Annotated in this window: 28 protein-coding genes, 1 tRNA gene and 1 pseudogene; 23 read left to right on the top strand and 7 right to left on the bottom strand. The window is 70.6% G+C overall.

Going from position 1 to position 17,204, the window contains the following annotated elements:
* Window positions 1-20 precede the first annotated feature (20 nt).
* Window positions 21-1,046: a hypothetical protein gene (locus QE370_RS02015; RefSeq protein ID WP_309633218.1), complete on the bottom strand. Its 1,026-nt coding sequence runs from the start codon at window positions 1,044-1,046 to the stop codon at window positions 21-23.
* 64 nt (window positions 1,047-1,110) lie between these two features.
* Between QE370_RS02015 and QE370_RS02020 the strand changes: the two genes are divergently transcribed.
* The 5 genes from QE370_RS02020 (at window position 1,111) to pstB (ending at window position 6,157) form a co-directional block, all read left to right on the top strand.
* Window positions 1,111-2,022 (top strand): NUDIX hydrolase, encoded by a 912-nt coding sequence (locus QE370_RS02020; RefSeq protein ID WP_309633219.1) that lies wholly within the window; start codon window positions 1,111-1,113, stop codon window positions 2,020-2,022.
* A 127-nt stretch (window positions 2,023-2,149) separates the two neighbouring features.
* Complete coding sequence (pstS, locus tag QE370_RS02025) at window positions 2,150-3,247, top strand: phosphate ABC transporter substrate-binding protein PstS (protein WP_253024942.1); 1,098 nt, start codon at window positions 2,150-2,152, stop codon at window positions 3,245-3,247.
* Between the two features lie 94 nt (window positions 3,248-3,341).
* Window positions 3,342-4,292, top strand: a complete 951-nt coding sequence (gene pstC, locus QE370_RS02030) for a phosphate ABC transporter permease subunit PstC (RefSeq protein ID WP_067860135.1) — start codon at window positions 3,342-3,344, stop codon at window positions 4,290-4,292.
* The gene (gene pstA / locus QE370_RS02035) at window positions 4,292-5,371 is read left to right on the top strand and encodes a phosphate ABC transporter permease PstA (protein ID WP_309633220.1); all 1,080 of its coding nucleotides are present in this window, start codon (window positions 4,292-4,294) and stop codon (window positions 5,369-5,371) included. Before pstC ends, pstA begins: the two co-directional genes overlap by 1 nt.
* A 6-nt stretch (window positions 5,372-5,377) precedes the next feature.
* On the top strand, window positions 5,378-6,157 hold the full coding sequence (pstB, locus tag QE370_RS02040) for a phosphate ABC transporter ATP-binding protein PstB (protein WP_067860139.1): 780 nt from the start codon (window positions 5,378-5,380) through the stop codon (window positions 6,155-6,157).
* Between the two features lie 390 nt (window positions 6,158-6,547).
* Here pstB and QE370_RS02045 read toward each other — a convergent pair whose 3' ends face one another.
* From QE370_RS02045 to QE370_RS02055, 3 genes are all read right to left on the bottom strand, one after another.
* A complete protein-coding gene (locus QE370_RS02045; protein ID WP_067860141.1) occupies window positions 6,548-7,573 on the bottom strand; it encodes an inorganic phosphate transporter in 1,026 nt (341 codons plus the stop codon).
* Between the two features lie 3 nt (window positions 7,574-7,576).
* Complete coding sequence (locus QE370_RS02050) at window positions 7,577-8,194, bottom strand: DUF47 domain-containing protein (RefSeq protein WP_067860143.1); 618 nt, start codon at window positions 8,192-8,194, stop codon at window positions 7,577-7,579.
* A 90-nt stretch (window positions 8,195-8,284) separates the two neighbouring features.
* Window positions 8,285-8,434 carry a hypothetical protein gene (locus tag QE370_RS02055; protein ID WP_169795973.1) on the bottom strand — a complete coding sequence of 50 codons (150 nt, stop codon included), beginning with the start codon at window positions 8,432-8,434 and terminating at the stop codon, window positions 8,285-8,287.
* Between the two features lie 147 nt (window positions 8,435-8,581).
* On the opposite strand from QE370_RS02055, the gene QE370_RS02060 reads away from it, so the two are divergent.
* Window positions 8,582-8,654: transfer RNA gene (locus tag QE370_RS02060), tRNA-Lys, on the top strand.
* A 169-nt stretch (window positions 8,655-8,823) separates the two neighbouring features.
* On the opposite strand, the pseudogene QE370_RS18120 reads toward QE370_RS02060, so the two are convergent.
* The 3 genes and pseudogenes from QE370_RS18120 to QE370_RS02075 all read right to left on the bottom strand — a co-directional run.
* Window positions 8,824-9,816: pseudogene (locus tag QE370_RS18120) on the bottom strand (tyrosine-type recombinase/integrase); the annotation flags it as partial.
* Window positions 9,816-10,268 carry an ImmA/IrrE family metallo-endopeptidase gene (locus QE370_RS02070; protein ID WP_309633222.1) on the bottom strand — a complete coding sequence of 151 codons (453 nt, stop codon included), beginning with the start codon at window positions 10,266-10,268 and terminating at the stop codon, window positions 9,816-9,818. The gene QE370_RS02070 and the pseudogene QE370_RS18120, both read right to left, overlap by 1 nt.
* Window positions 10,265-10,618 (bottom strand): hypothetical protein, encoded by a 354-nt coding sequence (locus QE370_RS02075; protein ID WP_309633223.1) that lies wholly within the window; start codon window positions 10,616-10,618, stop codon window positions 10,265-10,267. The genes QE370_RS02070 and QE370_RS02075 overlap by 4 nt, the downstream gene beginning before the upstream one ends.
* An 89-nt stretch (window positions 10,619-10,707) precedes the next feature.
* On the opposite strand from QE370_RS02075, the gene QE370_RS02080 reads away from it, so the two are divergent.
* From QE370_RS02080 to QE370_RS02160, 17 genes are all read left to right on the top strand, one after another.
* Complete coding sequence (locus tag QE370_RS02080) at window positions 10,708-10,968, top strand: helix-turn-helix transcriptional regulator (RefSeq protein ID WP_309633224.1); 261 nt, start codon at window positions 10,708-10,710, stop codon at window positions 10,966-10,968.
* Window positions 10,965-11,162 (top strand): helix-turn-helix domain-containing protein, encoded by a 198-nt coding sequence (locus tag QE370_RS02085; protein WP_309633225.1) that lies wholly within the window; start codon window positions 10,965-10,967, stop codon window positions 11,160-11,162. Before QE370_RS02080 ends, QE370_RS02085 begins: the two co-directional genes overlap by 4 nt.
* Window positions 11,162-11,530 (top strand): hypothetical protein, encoded by a 369-nt coding sequence (locus QE370_RS02090; protein ID WP_309633226.1) that lies wholly within the window; start codon window positions 11,162-11,164, stop codon window positions 11,528-11,530. Before QE370_RS02085 ends, QE370_RS02090 begins: the two co-directional genes overlap by 1 nt.
* A gap of 121 nt (window positions 11,531-11,651) precedes the next feature.
* On the top strand, window positions 11,652-12,092 hold the full coding sequence (locus QE370_RS02095) for a hypothetical protein (protein ID WP_309633227.1): 441 nt from the start codon (window positions 11,652-11,654) through the stop codon (window positions 12,090-12,092).
* The gene (locus QE370_RS02100) at window positions 12,089-12,313 is read left to right on the top strand and encodes a hypothetical protein (protein WP_309633228.1); all 225 of its coding nucleotides are present in this window, start codon (window positions 12,089-12,091) and stop codon (window positions 12,311-12,313) included. Before QE370_RS02095 ends, QE370_RS02100 begins: the two co-directional genes overlap by 4 nt.
* The gene (locus tag QE370_RS02105) at window positions 12,310-12,630 is read left to right on the top strand and encodes a hypothetical protein (protein WP_309633229.1); all 321 of its coding nucleotides are present in this window, start codon (window positions 12,310-12,312) and stop codon (window positions 12,628-12,630) included. Before QE370_RS02100 ends, QE370_RS02105 begins: the two co-directional genes overlap by 4 nt.
* A complete protein-coding gene (locus QE370_RS02110; RefSeq protein ID WP_309633230.1) occupies window positions 12,627-12,854 on the top strand; it encodes a hypothetical protein in 228 nt (75 codons plus the stop codon). Before QE370_RS02105 ends, QE370_RS02110 begins: the two co-directional genes overlap by 4 nt.
* A complete protein-coding gene (locus QE370_RS02115) occupies window positions 12,851-13,120 on the top strand; it encodes a hypothetical protein (RefSeq protein ID WP_309633231.1) in 270 nt (89 codons plus the stop codon). Before QE370_RS02110 ends, QE370_RS02115 begins: the two co-directional genes overlap by 4 nt.
* Complete coding sequence (locus QE370_RS02120) at window positions 13,117-14,274, top strand: DNA cytosine methyltransferase (protein WP_309633232.1); 1,158 nt, start codon at window positions 13,117-13,119, stop codon at window positions 14,272-14,274. The genes QE370_RS02115 and QE370_RS02120 overlap by 4 nt, the downstream gene beginning before the upstream one ends.
* A complete protein-coding gene (locus QE370_RS02125) occupies window positions 14,271-14,552 on the top strand; it encodes a hypothetical protein (RefSeq protein WP_309633233.1) in 282 nt (93 codons plus the stop codon). Before QE370_RS02120 ends, QE370_RS02125 begins: the two co-directional genes overlap by 4 nt.
* Complete coding sequence (locus tag QE370_RS02130; RefSeq protein ID WP_309633234.1) at window positions 14,549-14,785, top strand: hypothetical protein; 237 nt, start codon at window positions 14,549-14,551, stop codon at window positions 14,783-14,785. Before QE370_RS02125 ends, QE370_RS02130 begins: the two co-directional genes overlap by 4 nt.
* Window positions 14,782-15,099, top strand: coding sequence for a hypothetical protein (locus QE370_RS02135; protein WP_309633235.1), 318 nt, complete (start codon window positions 14,782-14,784; stop codon window positions 15,097-15,099). Before QE370_RS02130 ends, QE370_RS02135 begins: the two co-directional genes overlap by 4 nt.
* The gene (locus QE370_RS02140) at window positions 15,096-15,275 is read left to right on the top strand and encodes a hypothetical protein (RefSeq protein ID WP_309633236.1); all 180 of its coding nucleotides are present in this window, start codon (window positions 15,096-15,098) and stop codon (window positions 15,273-15,275) included. Before QE370_RS02135 ends, QE370_RS02140 begins: the two co-directional genes overlap by 4 nt.
* Complete coding sequence (locus QE370_RS02145; protein WP_309633237.1) at window positions 15,272-15,544, top strand: hypothetical protein; 273 nt, start codon at window positions 15,272-15,274, stop codon at window positions 15,542-15,544. The genes QE370_RS02140 and QE370_RS02145 overlap by 4 nt, the downstream gene beginning before the upstream one ends.
* Window positions 15,544-16,398 carry a hypothetical protein gene (locus QE370_RS02150; protein WP_309633238.1) on the top strand — a complete coding sequence of 285 codons (855 nt, stop codon included), beginning with the start codon at window positions 15,544-15,546 and terminating at the stop codon, window positions 16,396-16,398. Before QE370_RS02145 ends, QE370_RS02150 begins: the two co-directional genes overlap by 1 nt.
* The gene (locus QE370_RS02155) at window positions 16,395-17,039 is read left to right on the top strand and encodes a hypothetical protein (RefSeq protein ID WP_309633239.1); all 645 of its coding nucleotides are present in this window, start codon (window positions 16,395-16,397) and stop codon (window positions 17,037-17,039) included. The genes QE370_RS02150 and QE370_RS02155 overlap by 4 nt, the downstream gene beginning before the upstream one ends.
* Window positions 17,039-17,167 (top strand): hypothetical protein, encoded by a 129-nt coding sequence (locus QE370_RS02160; protein ID WP_309633240.1) that lies wholly within the window; start codon window positions 17,039-17,041, stop codon window positions 17,165-17,167. The genes QE370_RS02155 and QE370_RS02160 overlap by 1 nt, the downstream gene beginning before the upstream one ends.
* Window positions 17,168-17,204 lie beyond the last annotated feature (37 nt).

Here is a 17,204-nt window from a genome sequence, read left to right on the forward strand (position 1 = left end):
GCGGGACCCACCGCTGGTCGTCAGCAGGCGGCGAAGAGGAGGGCGCCGGTGCCGAGCATGAGGACGGTGCCGTCGGCGGAGCGGTCGAACGACAGGCTCACGGTGGCCTGGTCGACGGCGACCTCGGGGTCGCGCAGCTCGTCCTCGACCTGGCCGGAGCGGCCGACGAACGGCCCGGTGGCGAGCCGCTCGCGGACCGTTGCCTGCCGACGGGCGCGGGCGACGTCGTCGAACGTCATCGCGAACGTCGCGGTCTGCGCACTCGGGCCGGAGCCGCCGCGGTCGGTCAGCGCCCGGCCGCTGTAGACGTAGCCGGCGAGCCGTCCGGCGCGCGCCTGGGCGGCCTCCGCCTCGTCCGACGCCTCGGCGGGGACGGCCGCGTCCTCGCACCCGAGGGAACCAGCCTGCAGCAGCACCGTGTCGGCGTCAGACAAGGGGCCGGCGGTGTCGACAGCGCGCCGCACCGACGTCAGCGCGGGCGCGCGACCCGTCGCGGCACGCACGACCTTCTCGACCGCCGCGGAGTCCGACCCCGCGACCAGGAGCCCGGCGCGCCGCAGGAGTCGGACGTCGGCCAGCTGGTCGCCCAGCCCCGTCGTCCCCAGCACCTCGGCCGTCGCGGTCCAGCGACCGCCGCCCGCGTCGTCGAAGCCGGCCCGCCGGAACCCCGCCTCGAGCCGACCCCAGGACAGGTCCGGACCCGGCGCGACGACGAGCACGCCCGCGGCTGTCGGGTCCTGCACGTACGCCTCCCAGCTCACGTCGTCGCTCGACCAGCCGAGTGCGCTCGGGACGGCGTCGCCGAGGTCGTCGAGCACCGAGCGGGTGGTCAGGTCGCGCACACCGGGGTCGTCCGACCCGACGGCGCGCACGCGCTGCCAGTCCGTGAGGCCGAGGACGGTCGTGCCCGCTGGGGCGGCGGCGAGCGCGGCGGCGAGCGGGCTGCGCACCTCGGCCCGTGCGGTGCCGGAGACCCACCAGCCCGCGCCGAGCGCGACGGCCAGCACCACGACCGCGACCAGCGGGTCGCGCACCCGTCGGAGCACCGCACACCTCCTCGCGCATCGGCCCGTCACCGTCCGGACACCTAGGACGTGAACAATACGAGGCATGGCACGTGAACGTCCGCTGACCGCCGCCGGAGCCGTCACCTGGAGGCGCTGCGCGCCGCGTCCGGGCTCGTCGGGGAAGCGGGGCGTCGAGGTGCTCCTCGTCCACCGACCGCGCTACGACGACTGGACCTTCCCCAAGGGCAAGCCCGACCCGGGCGAGGACCTCGTCGCCACCGCCGTGCGCGAGGTGGCCGAGGAGACCGCCCAGCTCGTCCGGCTCGGCCACCCGCTCCCCGACACCCGCTACCGCGTGGCCGGCGGACCGAAGCGGGTGAGCTACTGGGCGGCCCGCGTGGTCGGCGAGACCGCGACGCCCTTCACGCCGAACCGCGAGATCGACGACCTGCGCTGGGTGCGCCCGGGCGACGCCCGCAGGCTGCTGAGCTACGAGCACGACCTCGACCTCCTCGACGCGTTCCTGGCGCTGCGCGACGTGAAGGCGCACCGGACCCGCACGCTCGTGGTGGTGCGCCACGGCAAGGCGAAGGCGCGCGAGCACTGGCGTCGCGACGACCTGCTGCGTCCGCTCACGCCGAGCGGCCGGGGCCGTGCCGAGGCCCTCGTGCCGCTGCTCGAGGCCTACGGCGTGCGCCGGGTCGTGTCGAGCCCGGCGCGACGCTGCGTCGACACCGTCGCGCCGTACGCCGAGCACCGCGGCCTCGATCTGCGGCCCGACCCCCGGCTGTCGGAGGAGACGACGGAGGACGACGTGCGTCGCGCGGTCGCCGACGTGCTCGCCGAGAAGTCGCCGGCCGTCGTCTGCGGACACCGGCCGACCCTGCCCTGGGTCTTCGAGGCGCTCGGGCTGGACGCTCCGGAGCTGGCTCCGGGCGAGGGCGTCGTGCTGCACCTGCGTCGGGGCGTCGTCGTGGCAGATGAACCGCTGGGGAGACCTGCATCACCCCGCTGACCTGCGACGGGAGCCCATCCTTCGCTCGTCGTTCACCCTGCGTTCACCCGCGGAGGGCCCCCGATACACCTCTGCTCCCTAGCGTCGCCGACGACAGAAGCCTGTGATCATCGAAGGGACACCCCCTGTGAACCGCACCACGCTGCGCGTCGCCGCCCCCGCGGCGCTCGCTCTCACCCTCGCACTCGGACTCTCCGCCTGCGGCGCGTCCAACGAGGGCGGCTCGGGCTCCGGCTCCGACTCCTCGCTCTCCGGCACCCTCAACGGCGCCGGCGCCAGCTCGCAGGAGGCCGCCGTCGACGCCTGGACCGCCGCGTTCCAGACCGCCAACAGCGACGTGACCGTCAACTACGACCCGGCCGGCTCCGGCGCGGGCCGCGAGCAGTTCATCGCCGGCGGTGTCGACTTCGCCGGCTCCGACGCCTACCTGGACGACGACGAGCTGGCGCAGGCCAAGGAGCGTTGCAACGGTCCGGTCGTCGAGGTCCCCACCTACGTCAGCCCGATCGCGGTCATCTACAACCTCGACGGCGTCGACGACCTGCAGCTCTCCCCCGCCACCATCGGCGGCATCTTCGAGGGCAAGATCACCAAGTGGAACGACGCGGCCATCAAGGCCGACAACCCCGACGCCACGCTCCCGGACACCGACATCACGCCGGTGCACCGCTCGGACGACTCGGGCACCACAAAGAACTTCACCGCCTACCTCGACGCCGCCTCCGGTGGCTCGTGGACCGGCGGCGAGGTCGAGACCTGGCCGATCAAGGGTGGCGAGGCCGCCCAGGGCACGTCGGGCGTCGTCCAGTCCGTCACCAACGGCTCCGGCACGATCGGCTACGCCGACGAGTCGCAGGCCGGCGACCTGGACAAGGCCAAGGTGAAGGTCGGCGACGAGTACACCGAGGTCACCCCCGAGGCCGCCGCCAAGGTGCTCGACACCGCCACCCAGGTCGAGGGCCGCGACGCCACCGACATCGCGCTCGACATCGACCGCAAGACGGAGGAGTCCGGGGTCTACCCGATCGTCCTCGTGTCGTACATGATCGGTTGTGAGTCCTACGACGACGCCGCGAAGGCCGACCTCGTCAAGGGCTGGCTCGAGTACGTCACCAGCGAGGAGGGTCAGAAGGAGGCCGCCGACAAGGCCGGCTCCGCCCCGCTGACGTCGGAGTTCTCGGGCAAGGTCGCCGAGGCCGTCAAGACCATCAAGGCCGCCAGCTGATCGGATCCGGTCCCCGCCGCCCGTTCCTTCGAGGACGGGGGCGGGGACCGGACCTGCTCCACCCCCACCCCTCCAAGCACTGGGAAGGACCGTCGTGACCTCGCAGCTCGCCCCCGAGCCCGCCAAGGCCCGCCGAACCCCGACGCGCCCCGGCGACCGAGTGTTCTTCGGCATCTCCTTCGGCGCCGCCCTCGTCATCCTGCTGACGCTCGCGGGCGTCGCCATCTTCCTGACCGCCGAGGGCATCCCCGGCGTCACCGCCTCGGCCGACGAGGTCAAGAGCGGGCTCTCGTTCCCCGCGTACGTCGGCCCCCTGATCTACGGCACGCTGCTGGCGGCCGTCATCGCGCTCGTGCTGGCCGTCCCCGTGGCCATCGGCGTGGCGCTGTTCATCTCCCACTTCTCCCCGCGGCGCCTCAGCGCCGTGTTCGGGTACGTGATCGACCTGCTCGCGGCCGTGCCGAGCGTCGTCTACGGCGCCTGGGGCATCATCTTCCTCGCGCCGACGATCGTGCCGTTCTACCGCTGGCTGTTCGAGAACCTCGGCTTCATCCCGCTGTTCGCGGGCCCGCCGTCGGCCACCGGCAGCACGATCCTGACCGCGGGCATCGTGCTCGCGATCATGGTCCTGCCGATCGTGACCGCCATCTGCCGCGAGATCTTCCTGCAGACGCCGCGCCTGCACCAGGAGGCCGCGCTCGCGCTCGGCGCCACCCGCTGGGAGATGGTCCGCATGGCCGTCTTCCCGTACGCCCGCTCGGGCATCGTGTCGGCGTCGATGCTCGGCCTCGGCCGTGCGCTCGGCGAGACGATGGCCGTCGCCATGGTGCTGTCGCCCGCGCTGGTCGTCACGCCGAACCTCATCAGCTCGACCAACCCGAACACGATCGCGTCCAACATCGCGCTCAGCTTCCCCGAGGCCAGCGGACTCACGGTCAACGCGCTGATCGCCTCCGGTCTCGTCCTGTTCGTCATCACCTTCGCCGTCAACTTCGCCGCCCGCGCGATCGTGGACCGGCGCAAGGACTTCTCGGGAGCCAACTGATGACCACCACCGACCCCCGTCCCCAGCGTGACCGCGACGCCGAGGAGCTGCTGAGCTCCCTGCGCGGCAACACGCTGCCCCTGTGGGCGCCCCGTGTCGTCGTGGGCATCGCCGCCACCGTGGCGGTGCTGGGCGCCCTGAGCAGCCTCGGCGTCGTCCGCGGCGTGCTGCTGGGCTGGCTGCTCACGTTCGCCCTGCCGATCTGGTCGCGCGTCGTCGAGGGCTCGCGCAAGGCGACCGACCGGCTCGTCACGCTGCTCGTCTACTCGGCGTTCGGCCTGGCGCTCATCCCGCTCGGCAGCATCATCTGGACCGTCTTCTCGCGCGGCCTGTCGGTCATGTCGGGCGAGTTCCTGACCTTCTCGATGCGCAACGTCGTCGGCGAGGGCGGCGGCATCTACCACGCGATCATGGGCACCCTGCTGATCACGGGCGCCGCGACCCTGATCAGCGTCCCGATCGGCCTGTTCACGGCGATCTACATCGTCGAGTACGGCGACGGGAACCGGGTGTCCAAGGGCATCCGCTTCCTCGTCGACGTGATGACCGGCATCCCCTCGATCGTGGCCGGTCTGTTCGCCTACGCCCTGTTCGTCCTGTTCTTCGGCGAGGGCGTCCGCATGGGCATCGGCGGCTCGGTGGCCCTCTCGGTGCTGATGATCCCCGTGGTCGTCCGCTCGAGCGAGGAGATGCTCAAGCTGGTGCCCAACGAGCTGCGCGAGGCGTCGCTGGCGCTCGGTGTGCCCCAGTGGCGCACGATCGCCAAGGTCGTGGTGCCCACGGCGCTCGCCGGTATCGTCACCGGCGTGACCCTCGCGATCGCGCGCGTGATCGGCGAGACCGCTCCCCTGCTGATCATCGCCGGCGCCACGGACTCCACGAACTTCAACCTGTTCGACGGACGCATGGCCACCCTGCCGGTGTTCGCCTACACCTCCATCCGCTTCCCGGGCGTCCCCCCGGAGTTCAGCATCGACCGAGGGTGGGGCGCCGCGCTCACGCTGCTCGTCATCGTGATGCTGCTGAACCTCGTCGCCCGGCTCGTGTCCTTCTTCTTCTCTCCCAAGGGCGAAAGGTAAACCCCGATGGCCAAGAGCATCGACGTCTCCGACCTCAACATCTACTACGGCGACTTCCTCGCCGTGGAGGGCGTCAACATCGCCATCCCGGCGCGGTCGGTGACCGCCTTCATCGGCCCGTCGGGCTGCGGCAAGTCGACCTTCCTGCGGTCGCTGAACCGCATGCACGAGGTCATCCCCGGCGCGCACGTGCAGGGCAAGGTGCTGATCGACGGCGAGGACCTCTACGCCGACGAGATGGACCCGGTGAACGTGCGTCGCATGGTCGGCATGGTCTTCCAGCGCCCGAACCCGTTCCCGACGATGTCGATCTACGACAACGTCCTCGCGGGCCAGAAGCTCAACAGCAAGCGGATGAAGAAGTCCGAGTCCGACGCGATCGTCGAGCGCTCGCTGCGCAGCGCCGGCCTCTGGGCCGAGGTCAAGGACCGCCTGTCGCGTCCCGGCTCGGGCCTGTCGGGTGGTCAGCAGCAGCGTCTGTGCATCGCGCGCGCCATCTCGGTCGAGCCCGAGGTGCTGCTGATGGACGAGCCGTGCTCGGCCCTCGACCCGATCTCGACGAGCGTCATCGAGGACCTGATCCACGAGCTCAAGGAGAAGTACACGATCGTCATCGTCACGCACAACATGCAGCAGGCTGCTCGCGTGTCCGACGAGACGGCGTTCTTCAACCTCTCCGGTGTCGGCAAGCCGGGCAAGCTGGTCGAGTCGGGCCGCACGGAGAAGATCTTCTCCAACCCCGACGAGGAGGCCACCGAGGCCTACATCCAGGGGCGGTTTGGCTGAGCCCGACCGAGCGCAGCGAGGGAGCGGCGAAGCCAGGTCGAGTGGTCTCACCGGCGAAGCCGGTCCCCTCTGTATCGAGACCTAGCAAGAGTCCAGACCCCCGCACGACGCACGTCCACGACGAACGCCCGCTCCCCAGGAGCGGGCGTTTGTCGCGTTGAAGGGTGAGATTCCCAGGTCGACCTGGGAATCTCCGCTGACGCACGGGTTCCTCACTCGAACACGGAAAAGAAGCCGTGCGTGTCACGGATGACCAGGTCCACCGGGAAGCACCACCGGCAGAGTCCTACGTCGACCACTATGCACGGTTTCCTCAGCCGAGCACGGAGAGCAAGCCGTGCTCATCACCGATTCCCAGGTCGACCTGGGAATCACCGGCCAGCCGGCCGCTCAGGGCAGGAAGAGGCGGGCGATGAAGTAGAACACCGCCGCCACGGCCGCGGCGGCCGGGATGGTGACGATCCAGGCGGTGACGATCCCCTTGGCCACGCCCCACCGGACGGCGCTGAACCGCTTGGTGGCGCCGGAGCCCATGATCGCCGAGGTGATCGTGTGGGTGGTCGAGACGGGGGCGTGCAGGCCGATGGCCATGACGTAGAGGACGGTCGCGGCCACGCCCTCGGCGGCGAACCCGCGGGGCGGGTCGAGGTCGATGATGCGTCGGCCGAGGGTGCGCATGATGCGCCAGCCGCCGGAGTAGGTGCCGGCTGCGATGGCGGAGGCGGCGGCGACGATGACCCACAGGGGCACGTCGGAGCCGTCCTCGAACCCACCGGCGACCAGGGCGAGGACGATGACGCCCATCGTCTTCTGCGCGTCCTGCAGGCCGTGGCCGAGCGACATGCCGGCGGCGGAGACGGTCTGCGCGTGCCGGAACCCGCGGCTGACCTTGCCGGGGTTGGCTCGACGGAAGATCCACATGATGGCGGTCATCAGGGCGAACGCCCCGACGAAACCGATGAGCGGCGAGGCGACCATCGGGATGGCGACCTTCTCCACCAGCGTGCCCCAGTCGACGGTCGTCGACGACGCCGCACCGGCACCGACGATGCCTCCGATGAGGGCGTGCGACGACGACGACGGGATGCCGAAGTACCAGGTGATGAGGTTCCAGGTGATGGCGCCGACGAGCGCGGCCAGCACGATCGTCAGGCCGTGGGCGCGGTCGATGGACACGCCCGACGACACCTGGGAGTCGATGTCGATGATGCCTTGGATGGTCTGCGCGACTCCGACGCCGAGCAGCGCGCCGACGAAGTTGAGGACGGCGGCCATGGCCAGCGCGATGCGCGGTGTGAGGGCGCGCGTGGAGATCGAGGTGGCGATCGCGTTGGCGGCGTCGTGGAACCCGTTCGTGTAGTCGAAGACGAGCGCGATGACGACGACGGCGATCACCATCGCCAGGACGAGGTCCATGGCTCAGGACTCCTTGACGGCGATCTGCTCCACCGTGTTGGCGACCGACTCGAGCGCGTCGATGGCGTGCTCCAGGGAGTCGACGACGTCCTTGAGCTTGAGCACCTCGAGCGACTTGTAGCCGCCGCCGAACAGGTCGGCGAGGATGCGTCGGTAGGAGCGGTCGCCCTGGTTCTCGAGCCGGTTGATCTCGATCCAGTACTCCTCGAGGTCCTTCATGGTGCGCAGGCGCGGCATGGCCTCGGCGGTGAGCTGGCAGGCGCGCTGGAGCACCTCGACCTGCGCGGCGAACTGCGCGGGCAGCTCCTTGATCTCGTAGAGCCCGATGAGGTCGACGGTCTCCTCCATGAAGTCCATGACGTCGTCGAGGCTGCTCGCGAGGCGGTAGATGTCCTCACGGTCGAACGGGGTCACGAACGTGGAGTTGACCCGCTTGACGATCTTGTGGGTCGTCTCGTCGGCCTGGTGCTCGGCGTCGCGCATCTGCTCGGCGAGGGCGGTGCGGTCGACGTCGGGGTCGAGCACCTGCGCGAGCAGGTTGGCCCCGTCGACCAGGTGCGACGCCGACTCGGCGAAGAGGTCGTAGAAGGTGGTCTCCACCGGACGGATGCGGAATCGCACTCCAAGGCTCCTGTCGGGTCGGTTCAAGCCGAGACAACTGTAGGTGCTGGCGTTCACCGGGTGTCAATCGGCCGGACCCCGCGCAGCCGGTCAGTGGACGTCGAGGCCGAGGAACGCGTCGATCTCTGCCTGCGACATGGGCGTCTCGCGCCCGGACGCGGCGATGATGAGCCGGCTGGTCAGCTCGATCTCGTCGAGCACGTCGTCGTCACGGAGACGATCGTCGAGGGGCTCGAGCACGAGAAGCTCCACTGCTGGCAGGGGTGGGGGACCGCCGGGGGACGGTGCCTCCAGGGTAACGCGCCGTCTCACCCGCCGGGCCGGCTTCGCACGATTGGGGCGCCCGCCCCACGTCCCGTCCCGACGCTGGCAGACTGGGCCTCGCCAGGGCCTCTAGCTCAACTGGCAGAGCAGCGGACTTTTAATCCGCGGGTTGTGGGTTCGAGTCCCACGGGGCCTACCTCATCTGACCTCGTCAGACTCCTGAGACCGCCACTCTCCGAACCCCTGTCGTGGGGCAGAAATGGGGCAGCGCTACCCAGTGCGGCCAGGACACGGCTCGCGTCCTGCGGGGCCAGGTGCGCGTAGCGCTGCGTAGTCGCGGGCGACACGTGGCCAGCCAGGCGACCGATCTCGAGTAGAGGGACGCCTGCCTGCGCGAGCCAGGAGCAGTACGTGTGCCGCAGGTCGTGCAGCGTCACGTGCTCGACCTCGATCGGCTCCTCCGCTGTGCCCAGGTTCGTCGCCTCGACCGCGGCGCGGAAGACGTTGTCCCAGTTCGAGCGGCGCAGCACGCCGCCGGCCGGCGCGGTGAACACGAGGTCTTGCGGTCGCGGCCGGTCGCGCAGGCGCTTGGCGCGGAGCTGCTCGACCAGCCCGGGAGGGATCGGCACGCTGCGCGACTTCTTGCCCTTCGGGAACGGCGCGTGCAGCCCGGTGGCGTCGTCGAAGGAGGCGGCGACCGTCAGCCAGCCGCTGTCGAGGTCGAGCCGTCGCCAGCGCAGCGCCGAGAGCTCGCCGAAACGCAGCCCGGTGTACACGAGCGTCATGGCCACGAGCTGGTCGTCGATCGACGGCAGGCTCTCCAGGATCGCGCCGAACTCCTCGCGCTCGAGGAACCGGTCCTTCGCCGCTGACACGGTCGGGAGCTTGAGCCGGGCGGCGGGGTTGGCCCGCAGGATCTCCGCGTCGACTGCTGCTACGAGCGAGGCGGAGAACAGGTGCACGATGCGCTGCACCGACGCGTTCGACAGCGGCTTCGTGCTCCACTTGCCGCGCGCCAGCTCGGCGGTCCAGGCTCGGACGTCGTGACGGGTGATTTGCCCGAGGGGCACCGCGCCCCACTTCGGGATCAGGTACTGGTCGCGTCGCGAGGCGTCGCGCTTGAGCGTGCCGGCCCCGACAGTGCGCGAGGCCCACCACGTCGGCTCCCACTCCCCCCATGTCTGACGGTGGGCGTCGGCGTCCCTGACGAGCGATGCCCTGACCTCGTCCTCCTTCGCCGCGGCGTCGCGCAGCGCCTTCGCCTTGTGCGGGCGGGTGCCCACCGAACGCTGCTTGCCGTAGGCGTCGCGGTATAGGCCGCGGTACCGCCCGCTCGGCAGCTTCTCTGCCCAGGCCATCAGGCACCGACCCCCTCGTGGATGGACCAGACGGTCCGGTCGACGTGCTCGCGTTCCTCGCGCGTGAGAGTCGCGAGTCGCACGTCGAGCAGGTCGCAGATGACCCCGAGGTGCGCTGCGGCGTGCCCGTGGTGCGCGGTGGTCGCGATCTCTCGCGCCACGACGTCGAGGTCGGGGAGCAGGATGAGTGCGGCAAGCATGTCGGCCTCGATCTCGACGCGCTGGTCGAAGAAGTCGTTCCCGCACGGCGCCGGGTGGTCGAGGATCGCGTGGGCGAGCTCGTGGACGATCGAGCAGCGCCACCGCTTGCCGCGCAGGTCGGTGTGCATGGCGATGATCCGGTGCTGCGGGTACCACTGCGCGTTCCGGCCTTTGAGCACGGCCTGGTCGCGCGTGTAGCGGACCTCGACGTCGGGCACGGAGGCGAGGAGCTCCCGGGCGCTGATCGTCATTCGCTGGTCCCGTCGTCCCGTCGCTGAGGCTCTGCGGCCGACGGCAGGGCTGCCAGGTCGGCGTCGCTGATGGACGAGACGTTAGCCGCGCGCTCCGACTCTTCGGCGACCCTCTTCGCTCGCACGATCAGCTCCACGGGGGACATGTCGAACGCGTGAGCCAGTGCGCCGATGTCGCGCGCGTTGAAGACGACCTGCCCGGACATGCGCGCGTTGAGCGACGTGTGCGTCATGTCGGCCCGCGCCGCGAGCTCGCGCACGCTCTTGATCTTCGCTTCCCAGCGCGCGGCCTCGACGACCTGGATCAACGCGTGGGCCAGGCGCTCGCCGGACTCTCCTGCTGTGCTCATGCGCCCACGCTCCCACACTCGTGGAACGTTTGTAAACAATCTGGATCGAATACTTGACACTGGAACGAACTCGTTCCATGGTTATTGGCATGACTTCGTTCCACAGCGCAGCGAGTGCAGGCTCCGCAGCCGCGTCCCACGCGGCAGCCGAACTGCGGGCCGAGATGGCCCGTCAGGGCAAGCGGAAGAACGACCTCGCTGGCGCGCTCGGAGTCACCGCGCACACCGCGGCGCGGCGGTTCCACGGCGACGTCCCGCTCGACGTCGCCGAGCTCGTCTGCGTCGCCGAGTGGCTCGGCGTGCCGGTCGAGCGCTTCTACTCCGCCAGCGGAGAGGTGGCGACGGCATGACCACCGTGCGCACCGACTGGACCGGTCAGATCTGGTTCACGACCAAGCAGGCCGGCGCCTACGCGACCTACTCCCCCACCACCGTCCTGCGGGCGTGCGAGTCGGGCGAGCTGAAGGCGTACCAGAAGAGCCCCGGCTCGCGCTGGCGCATCCACCGCGACGACCTCGACGCGTGGATGCGGGGTGGCTCGTGATGACCGCCGCCGTCGACTTCCCCTCGATCGACCAGGAGCACCGCGAGCGCGCCGCGTCCGTCGCGGGCGACTGGTTCCACGGCGACGACGACTACCAGCGATTCGTCGGGGCGCTCATGCAGGCCCGCCGTGGCCCGCTCGACGACATCAGCCAGAACGACGTCCGACCACTGCTGACCGAGGCCACCGTCGCCGGACGTCGCATCGCGATGAACCCCCGCCGCTACTCCGCGCTCTGGGCGCGGGCCGTCTCCGACGGGTTCCTCACCGTGCGCGGCTTCGACACCTGCACGACGTCGACCAGCGGCAACAACGGGAAGTGGCAGCGCAGGTACCGGTGGGCCGGCGGTCCGCCGCCCGCGACGTAGCCCCGGTGACGGCCGGTGCAGCCACTGCGGCGGCGCCACCGGGTTCCACCACAACGACCGACGGGTCCCACGCCTACCACGACCGGGACCCGTCAGACACAACGAACAGGAGCAGCATCCCATGAGCGACCGACAGCTCGCCGTCGACACGGCGCCCACCATCGCCTGTGACCAGTGCACGGGCAATCTGATCTACCGCGTGAAGCTCGAGGACTTCGCGGCAGAGCAGGACAACTTCGACCAGCTCTCCGACCACCGCCCGGGCATGTTCACCAACACCCAATGGCTGGCCCAGGTCGCCAGGGGGCGCGGCGGCAAGGTGACCGTCTGGCGCCTCGCCGACGCCGACCGCGGCGGCGACTGGGCCGAGGACGTCATGATCGCCTACGCCGGGCCCCACCCCAGCCCGGACGTCCCGGGCCGCACCTGGATGACGGACCTGTCCGGGTACGGCTACTACGACGAGCTCGAGGACGCCCGGTGCGAGGGGCACGAGTCGCTCGACGGCGCGCACATGGGCGAGAGCGTGTTCTGCGACGGCTCCTGCCAGGTGCGCCTGTGAGCGCGCAGGGGCGTGAGGGGACCCTCGTCGAGCTGCACGTCGTCGAGGCCGTAGACCACACCACGGTCGACGCCGTCCTCGTCCGGCACCGCGACGGGTCCATCGGGCACATGAGCTTCGAGACCGCCATCGCTGCGGGCATCGCGGCCAAGGCGCAGATCGACGCGAACGCGCTGGCCCAGATCGACCCCGCGACCACCGGTGCGGCGGTGCTGCCGTGAAGCGCCTCTTCCGCCGCTACGTCGACCTCGCCCGCGAGCGGAACGCCGCACGCCGCCCGCGCAGCTACGGCATCGACTCCGACCAGTGGGTCACCGTCCGCGCGGACGCGGTCCGGGAGGGCGACACGATCCGCGTCGCGTCGATCGCGACCGCGCGCGTCACATCCGTGACCACGAGGGCCTGGGACTCCGACGCCTGGCTCTGGCCCATCGTCACCAACCCTCGCGACGCGATCGTCGTGCGCGGCCTGGTCGGCTCCTCGAGGTACGTCCAGTACTTCAACCCCGACAGCCAGGTCGAGGTGATCCGAGCGTGAGCGCCCGTCGTCGCGCGCGCCTCGCGCTCACCCTCGCGTGGCTCGTCATCGTCCTCGCCGTTGCGGTGCTCGCCGCGGCCGTCCCGGCGACCTGCACCGTCGCCGCCGCGGGAGTCCACTCCCTGGCGCTGCTCGGCGCCTTCGCCTCCCTCACCGCCCTGCTCGTCGGCATCGCCGTCGCCGCATGGTCCATCACCACCCACACCCACAGGAGCAACTCATGAGCTCGAACACCACGACCAGCACCAAGGCCGCGAAGACCGACGACAAGAAGCCGACCGGCCGCCGCCGCCAGGTGGCGCACGTCCTGTACCGCGAGCACGAGACCGGCGTGGGCTACGCCGACGCCGTCTACTTCGGCAACGAGGACGCCGCCCTCCGCGCCCTCGCCCGCACCCACAAGGGCCGCGACGGCTGGGAGTACATCGACCTGGCCGCCGGCACCTCCCTCAGCGACGCCATCCAGGCCACCAAGGTGGCCTCATCGTGAGCGAGGCCCTCGACCTGTTCGCAGGCGCGGGCGGCTGGGACCTTGCTGCCCGCGCGCTCGGCATCGAAGCGCACGGGGTGGAGATCATGCCCGCCGCCCGGGCCACTCGAGACGCCGCTGGCCTGTCGACCATCCACGACGACGTCTGGACCCTCGGCGAGGTGCTTGACGCGCTCGAGCACGCGGACCCCGACAGCATCGCGTTCGCGCGTGCTCTGCAGATCGCCAGCCCGCCCTGCCAGACGTTCTCTCTCGCTGGCAAGGGCGCGGGCAGGAGGGCCCTCGTCGACGTGCTGAGTGCGATCGACGAGGAGCTTTACCTGGACATGGAGGCGCTGCGCGCGCTCGGCGCCGCCTCCGGCGACGAGCGGACGGCACTCGTGCTGACCCCCCTGCACTTCGCTCTGCGCTACCTGCCGACGTCGATCGCCTGGGAGCAGGTGCCCACCGTGCTGCCCGTTTGGGAGGCGTGCGCGATCGTGCTGCGTCGGTACGGCTACGACGTCTGGACCGGGGTCGCGCGATCCGAACAGTTCGGGGTACCTCAGAGCCGCCCGCGCGCCCTGCTCCTCGCCTCGCGACGACGCACCGTGAGCGCACCCGCACCGACGCACTCTCGCTACTACTCCCGTGCACCGCAGCGCCTCGACCCGGGCCTGCAGAAGTGGGTCAGCATGGACGAGGCTCTCGGCTGTCCACCCGGCCTGGTCGGCTTCCCTCGGCGTGCCGACAACGCCGACCGGGTCACCCTCAACGGCGTCGACTACCGAGCGCGCGACTTCCGGGCCACCGATCAACCGTCGTTCGCGGTCACCGAGAAGGCCCGGTCGTGGACGCGCTACGTCGTGACCGGGCAGAACAGCCGCCAGGGAGGTGGCCGAACCAAGCGCTACCAGCGTGCGACCGACCTCCCGGCGCCGACCGCCACCGGCCAGGCCCGGTCGTGGCGCATTGTCGACGTCGACACGTCCCAGAGCGTCCGCCTCGAGCTGCGAGAGGCGACGCTCTTGCAGACCTTCCCCGAGGACCATCCCTGGCAGGGAGGCCGCACCGCGCAGTTCCTGCAGGTCGGCAACGCCATCCCGTTCCTACTCGCGCTCCACTCGCTCGCCGAGGTGCTCGGCGTCAGCCTCACCGGACGGCTCGCGGCATGAGCGCCCCGGCGTGCGAGAAGTGCGGCACCACCCGCGACGGCAAGAGGCGTCGGGGCCGGTGCTGGCGCTGCTACACCGGCGCGATGCGGCGTGGCGAGCTCGTCCGCATCGAGCACCGGACCGCCGACGTCCTCGAGGAGCTCGAGCACCTCGGGTTCGACCGTCGCCTGCCCCGCAGACCGCAGTTCCGCGTCCTCGCGCCACGACTCGGCATGACCGTCGCCGCGCTGGAGCGGATGTGGCTGCGACACCAGGCCCGAGGGAGGAGCGCCGCATGAACCGCAACCTCAACCTCACGCCCGACCTCTCCGCCCAGCGTCGCCCGGCAGGCGAACCGATCATCACCGAGAGCGGCAACGTCATCCACGCCGGCAGGCTCGTCGGCAAGACGATCCGGCTCAAGTCTCGTCGGTGGGTGCATGCCCGGCCCGGTGGCCACTACAGCGGCTCCACCTACCCGACGCAGCTCGACGCCGCGCTCGCCCTCGTCGAGGAGGTGCAGCAGGAGTGAGCCGTTCACCCACCTTCGCCGCCGCCGTCGAGCAGTGGCGCGAGCTGAACACCGAGTGGCGCGACGTCATCGAGGCGCAGTTCGTGGCCGCCGAGGAAGCGACCCGCGGCAACCTCCTCAACCCCCGGGGGAAGGAGCGACGCGTCGACGCCTTCTCGCTGTTCTACGGGCCAGACGCCAGAGCCCGCGCCTACGCCTCCGAGGAGCTCATCGCGTTCTGGTCGACCACGCCCCGCGTCACGTTCGCCGACTACGAAGCGGCCGCCGGCGTCAGGCACGTCTGCCAGCACTGCGGAGAGGCCGCCAGCGCATGACCACCGACCACCCCACCCCAGCCCCCGGAACCCGCGTGCGGACCGCTGACGGCCGCGAGGGCGAGGTCTGGGCCGACGCACCCCGCAAGGCAGAGGTCTGGGTCCTGTTCGAGGACCGCACCACCGAACGCCACCACGCCATCACCCTCCGTCCCGCCGAGAGGAGCACCCCGTGAACGTCAACCCGTGCAAGCACTGCCGGCGCCCAATCTCCTGGGTCCGGCGCGCCACGAACCGGAAGTTCGTCCCCATCGACTCCGCCCCACTCAAGGGCCGGCGACCGCGTGGCGACTTCCTCATCGTCGACCGCGGCTACGGCTACACCCAGGACGCGATGACCGATCGCCTGCGCAACGCGCTCGCGATCGACCGCGAGCGGAAGACGGTCGACGACTTCCCCTGGCACACCATCCACGTCTGCCCCGCCAAGAAGGACCCCCGCTGATGCCGAAAATCCGAGGCGTCAAGCCCGACTTCTGGACCGACGACGCCATCGTCGAGCTGTCCGCCCACGCACGCCTGCTCTACATCGGCATGTGGAACTACGCGTGCGACAACGGCCACCTCGAGGACCGTCCCCGCCAGATCAAGATGCGCGTCCTCCCGGCCGACGACGTCTCGGTCGACGACCTGCTCGACGAGCTCACCGCGGGTGGACGTATCCACAGGGAGGACGGCTGGTTGACCGTCCCCAACCTCGCGATCCACAACCGGATCGACAAGCGCTACTTCACCACCTGCAACAAGCCCGGTTGCAACAAGCCCGCTGAGGTCGAAATCAGTGGTTCCAGGGCAGAACCACGTTCGCCCAAGGGGCGCACGACGGGTGCCCGTAGTGCGCACGCGGGGCGCTCGTTGGGGCCACTCGTTGATGGTGAGGGTGATGGTGATGGTGATGGTGAAACTGCTGCTGCCGCAGCAGAGACCCGCGGCGGCGGCAGCCAGGCCGACGACCTCCCCGGAGACCTCGCGGTGCTCCGCACCCGCATGGCGCACTACTCCGCGCTCTCCGCGCTCCGCTGGGACAGCCTCACCGCCGAGCAGACGCGCACCATCTCCGACCTGATCGCCCGCCACGGCGACCAGGCCCTGGTCGACTGCGCTCTGCGCACCTGCCGCGTCCAGCCGCCCACCTTCGTGGCCGCGTTCATCGGCACATGGAAGGCCCTCGGCGCACCCAAGGTCGTCGGCCCGCCCGAGCCCCGCTGCACCATCTGCGACCGCCGAGAGTCCGCCTGCAAGGCCGCCAACGACAACGCCCACGAGTCCGTCCGACACGAGTTCCAGGAGTCCGCATGACCGACCGCATCACCTACGCAGCGCTCGAGGACCGCGACTGGCTCCGCCCGTCCGTCGATCGACGCAACAGCCTGTTCTCCGCCGCCTGGTCCGACACGGCCAGCAAACTGTGCGCCGAGGTCGACGCGATCTCCGACGAGCGCGGTGGACTCATCACCATCGCCCTCGACGTCCTACCCGGCCAGCTCAAGGTCAACGGGACCGGCCTCAAGGCCAACCAGGCGCCCAGCACGCCCGCCGTCGAGGTCACGTTCGACACCCAGCACGGACCCGTCCGCTTCCGCGCCGACGCGTACACCCGCACATGGGGCCGCATCCCACCGTGGCGCGACAACGTCCGCGCCGTCGCGCTCACCCTCGAGTACCTCCGCGCCGTCGACCGGCACGGCGCCGCCGACCACGGCCAGCAGTATGGCGGCTTCCTCGCCCTCGAGGCCGGCACGGGCGCGGTCGCCACGGGTGGCATGACGCGCGACCAGGCCGAGCAGGTACTGACGGAGTGGTCTCACTTCTCTGGCGATCGACTGGACGTCAACCGTCTGCGCATCGCTCGACGGAACGCACACCCGGACCGGAACGGTGGCGACCAGTCCGGATGGGACCGCGTCGAGCAGGCCGCGCGCGTGCTGGGACTCGACTGATGACCGTCACCGAGCACACGCCCTGCGGCACCTGCGGCGTCCCGGCCGGCGAGCACGCCTCCGACGAGCGCGGACACCTCATCTGCCCCCACCGGCCCGCCACCGCGTTCCAGCCGGTCGAGCCGTGAACGACGACGACGAGTGGCGCTCCGCGCAGTACGCCGA

This window comes from Aeromicrobium sp. SORGH_AS_0981, from assembly GCF_031453195.1.
Taxonomy (GTDB): domain Bacteria; phylum Actinomycetota; class Actinomycetes; order Propionibacteriales; family Nocardioidaceae; genus Aeromicrobium.

Bases quoted from the DNA above. Each gene is read 5' to 3' on its own strand.
- QE370_RS02020 (WP_309633219.1), top strand. From the start codon at position 1,111: ATGGCACGTGAACGTCCGCTGACCGCCGCCGGAGCCGTCACCTGGAGG.
- pstA (WP_309633220.1), top strand. From the start codon at position 4,292: ATGACCACCACCGACCCCCGTCCCCAGCGTGACCGCGACGCCGAGGAG.
- pstB (WP_067860139.1), top strand. From the start codon at position 5,378: ATGGCCAAGAGCATCGACGTCTCCGACCTCAACATCTACTACGGCGAC.
- QE370_RS02045 (WP_067860141.1), bottom strand. From the start codon at position 7,573: ATGGACCTCGTCCTGGCGATGGTGATCGCCGTCGTCGTCATCGCGCTC.
- QE370_RS02070 (WP_309633222.1), bottom strand. From the start codon at position 10,268: ATGACGATCAGCGCCCGGGAGCTCCTCGCCTCCGTGCCCGACGTCGAG.
- QE370_RS02075 (WP_309633223.1), bottom strand. From the start codon at position 10,618: ATGAGCACAGCAGGAGAGTCCGGCGAGCGCCTGGCCCACGCGTTGATC.
- QE370_RS02080 (WP_309633224.1), top strand. From the start codon at position 10,708: ATGACTTCGTTCCACAGCGCAGCGAGTGCAGGCTCCGCAGCCGCGTCC.
- QE370_RS02085 (WP_309633225.1), top strand. From the start codon at position 10,965: ATGACCACCGTGCGCACCGACTGGACCGGTCAGATCTGGTTCACGACC.
- QE370_RS02090 (WP_309633226.1), top strand. From the start codon at position 11,162: ATGACCGCCGCCGTCGACTTCCCCTCGATCGACCAGGAGCACCGCGAG.
- QE370_RS02095 (WP_309633227.1), top strand. From the start codon at position 11,652: ATGAGCGACCGACAGCTCGCCGTCGACACGGCGCCCACCATCGCCTGT.
- QE370_RS02115 (WP_309633231.1), top strand. From the start codon at position 12,851: ATGAGCTCGAACACCACGACCAGCACCAAGGCCGCGAAGACCGACGAC.
- QE370_RS02125 (WP_309633233.1), top strand. From the start codon at position 14,271: ATGAGCGCCCCGGCGTGCGAGAAGTGCGGCACCACCCGCGACGGCAAG.
- QE370_RS02130 (WP_309633234.1), top strand. From the start codon at position 14,549: ATGAACCGCAACCTCAACCTCACGCCCGACCTCTCCGCCCAGCGTCGC.
- QE370_RS02140 (WP_309633236.1), top strand. From the start codon at position 15,096: ATGACCACCGACCACCCCACCCCAGCCCCCGGAACCCGCGTGCGGACC.
- QE370_RS02150 (WP_309633238.1), top strand. From the start codon at position 15,544: ATGCCGAAAATCCGAGGCGTCAAGCCCGACTTCTGGACCGACGACGCC.
- QE370_RS02155 (WP_309633239.1), top strand. From the start codon at position 16,395: ATGACCGACCGCATCACCTACGCAGCGCTCGAGGACCGCGACTGGCTC.
- QE370_RS02160 (WP_309633240.1), top strand. From the start codon at position 17,039: ATGACCGTCACCGAGCACACGCCCTGCGGCACCTGCGGCGTCCCGGCC.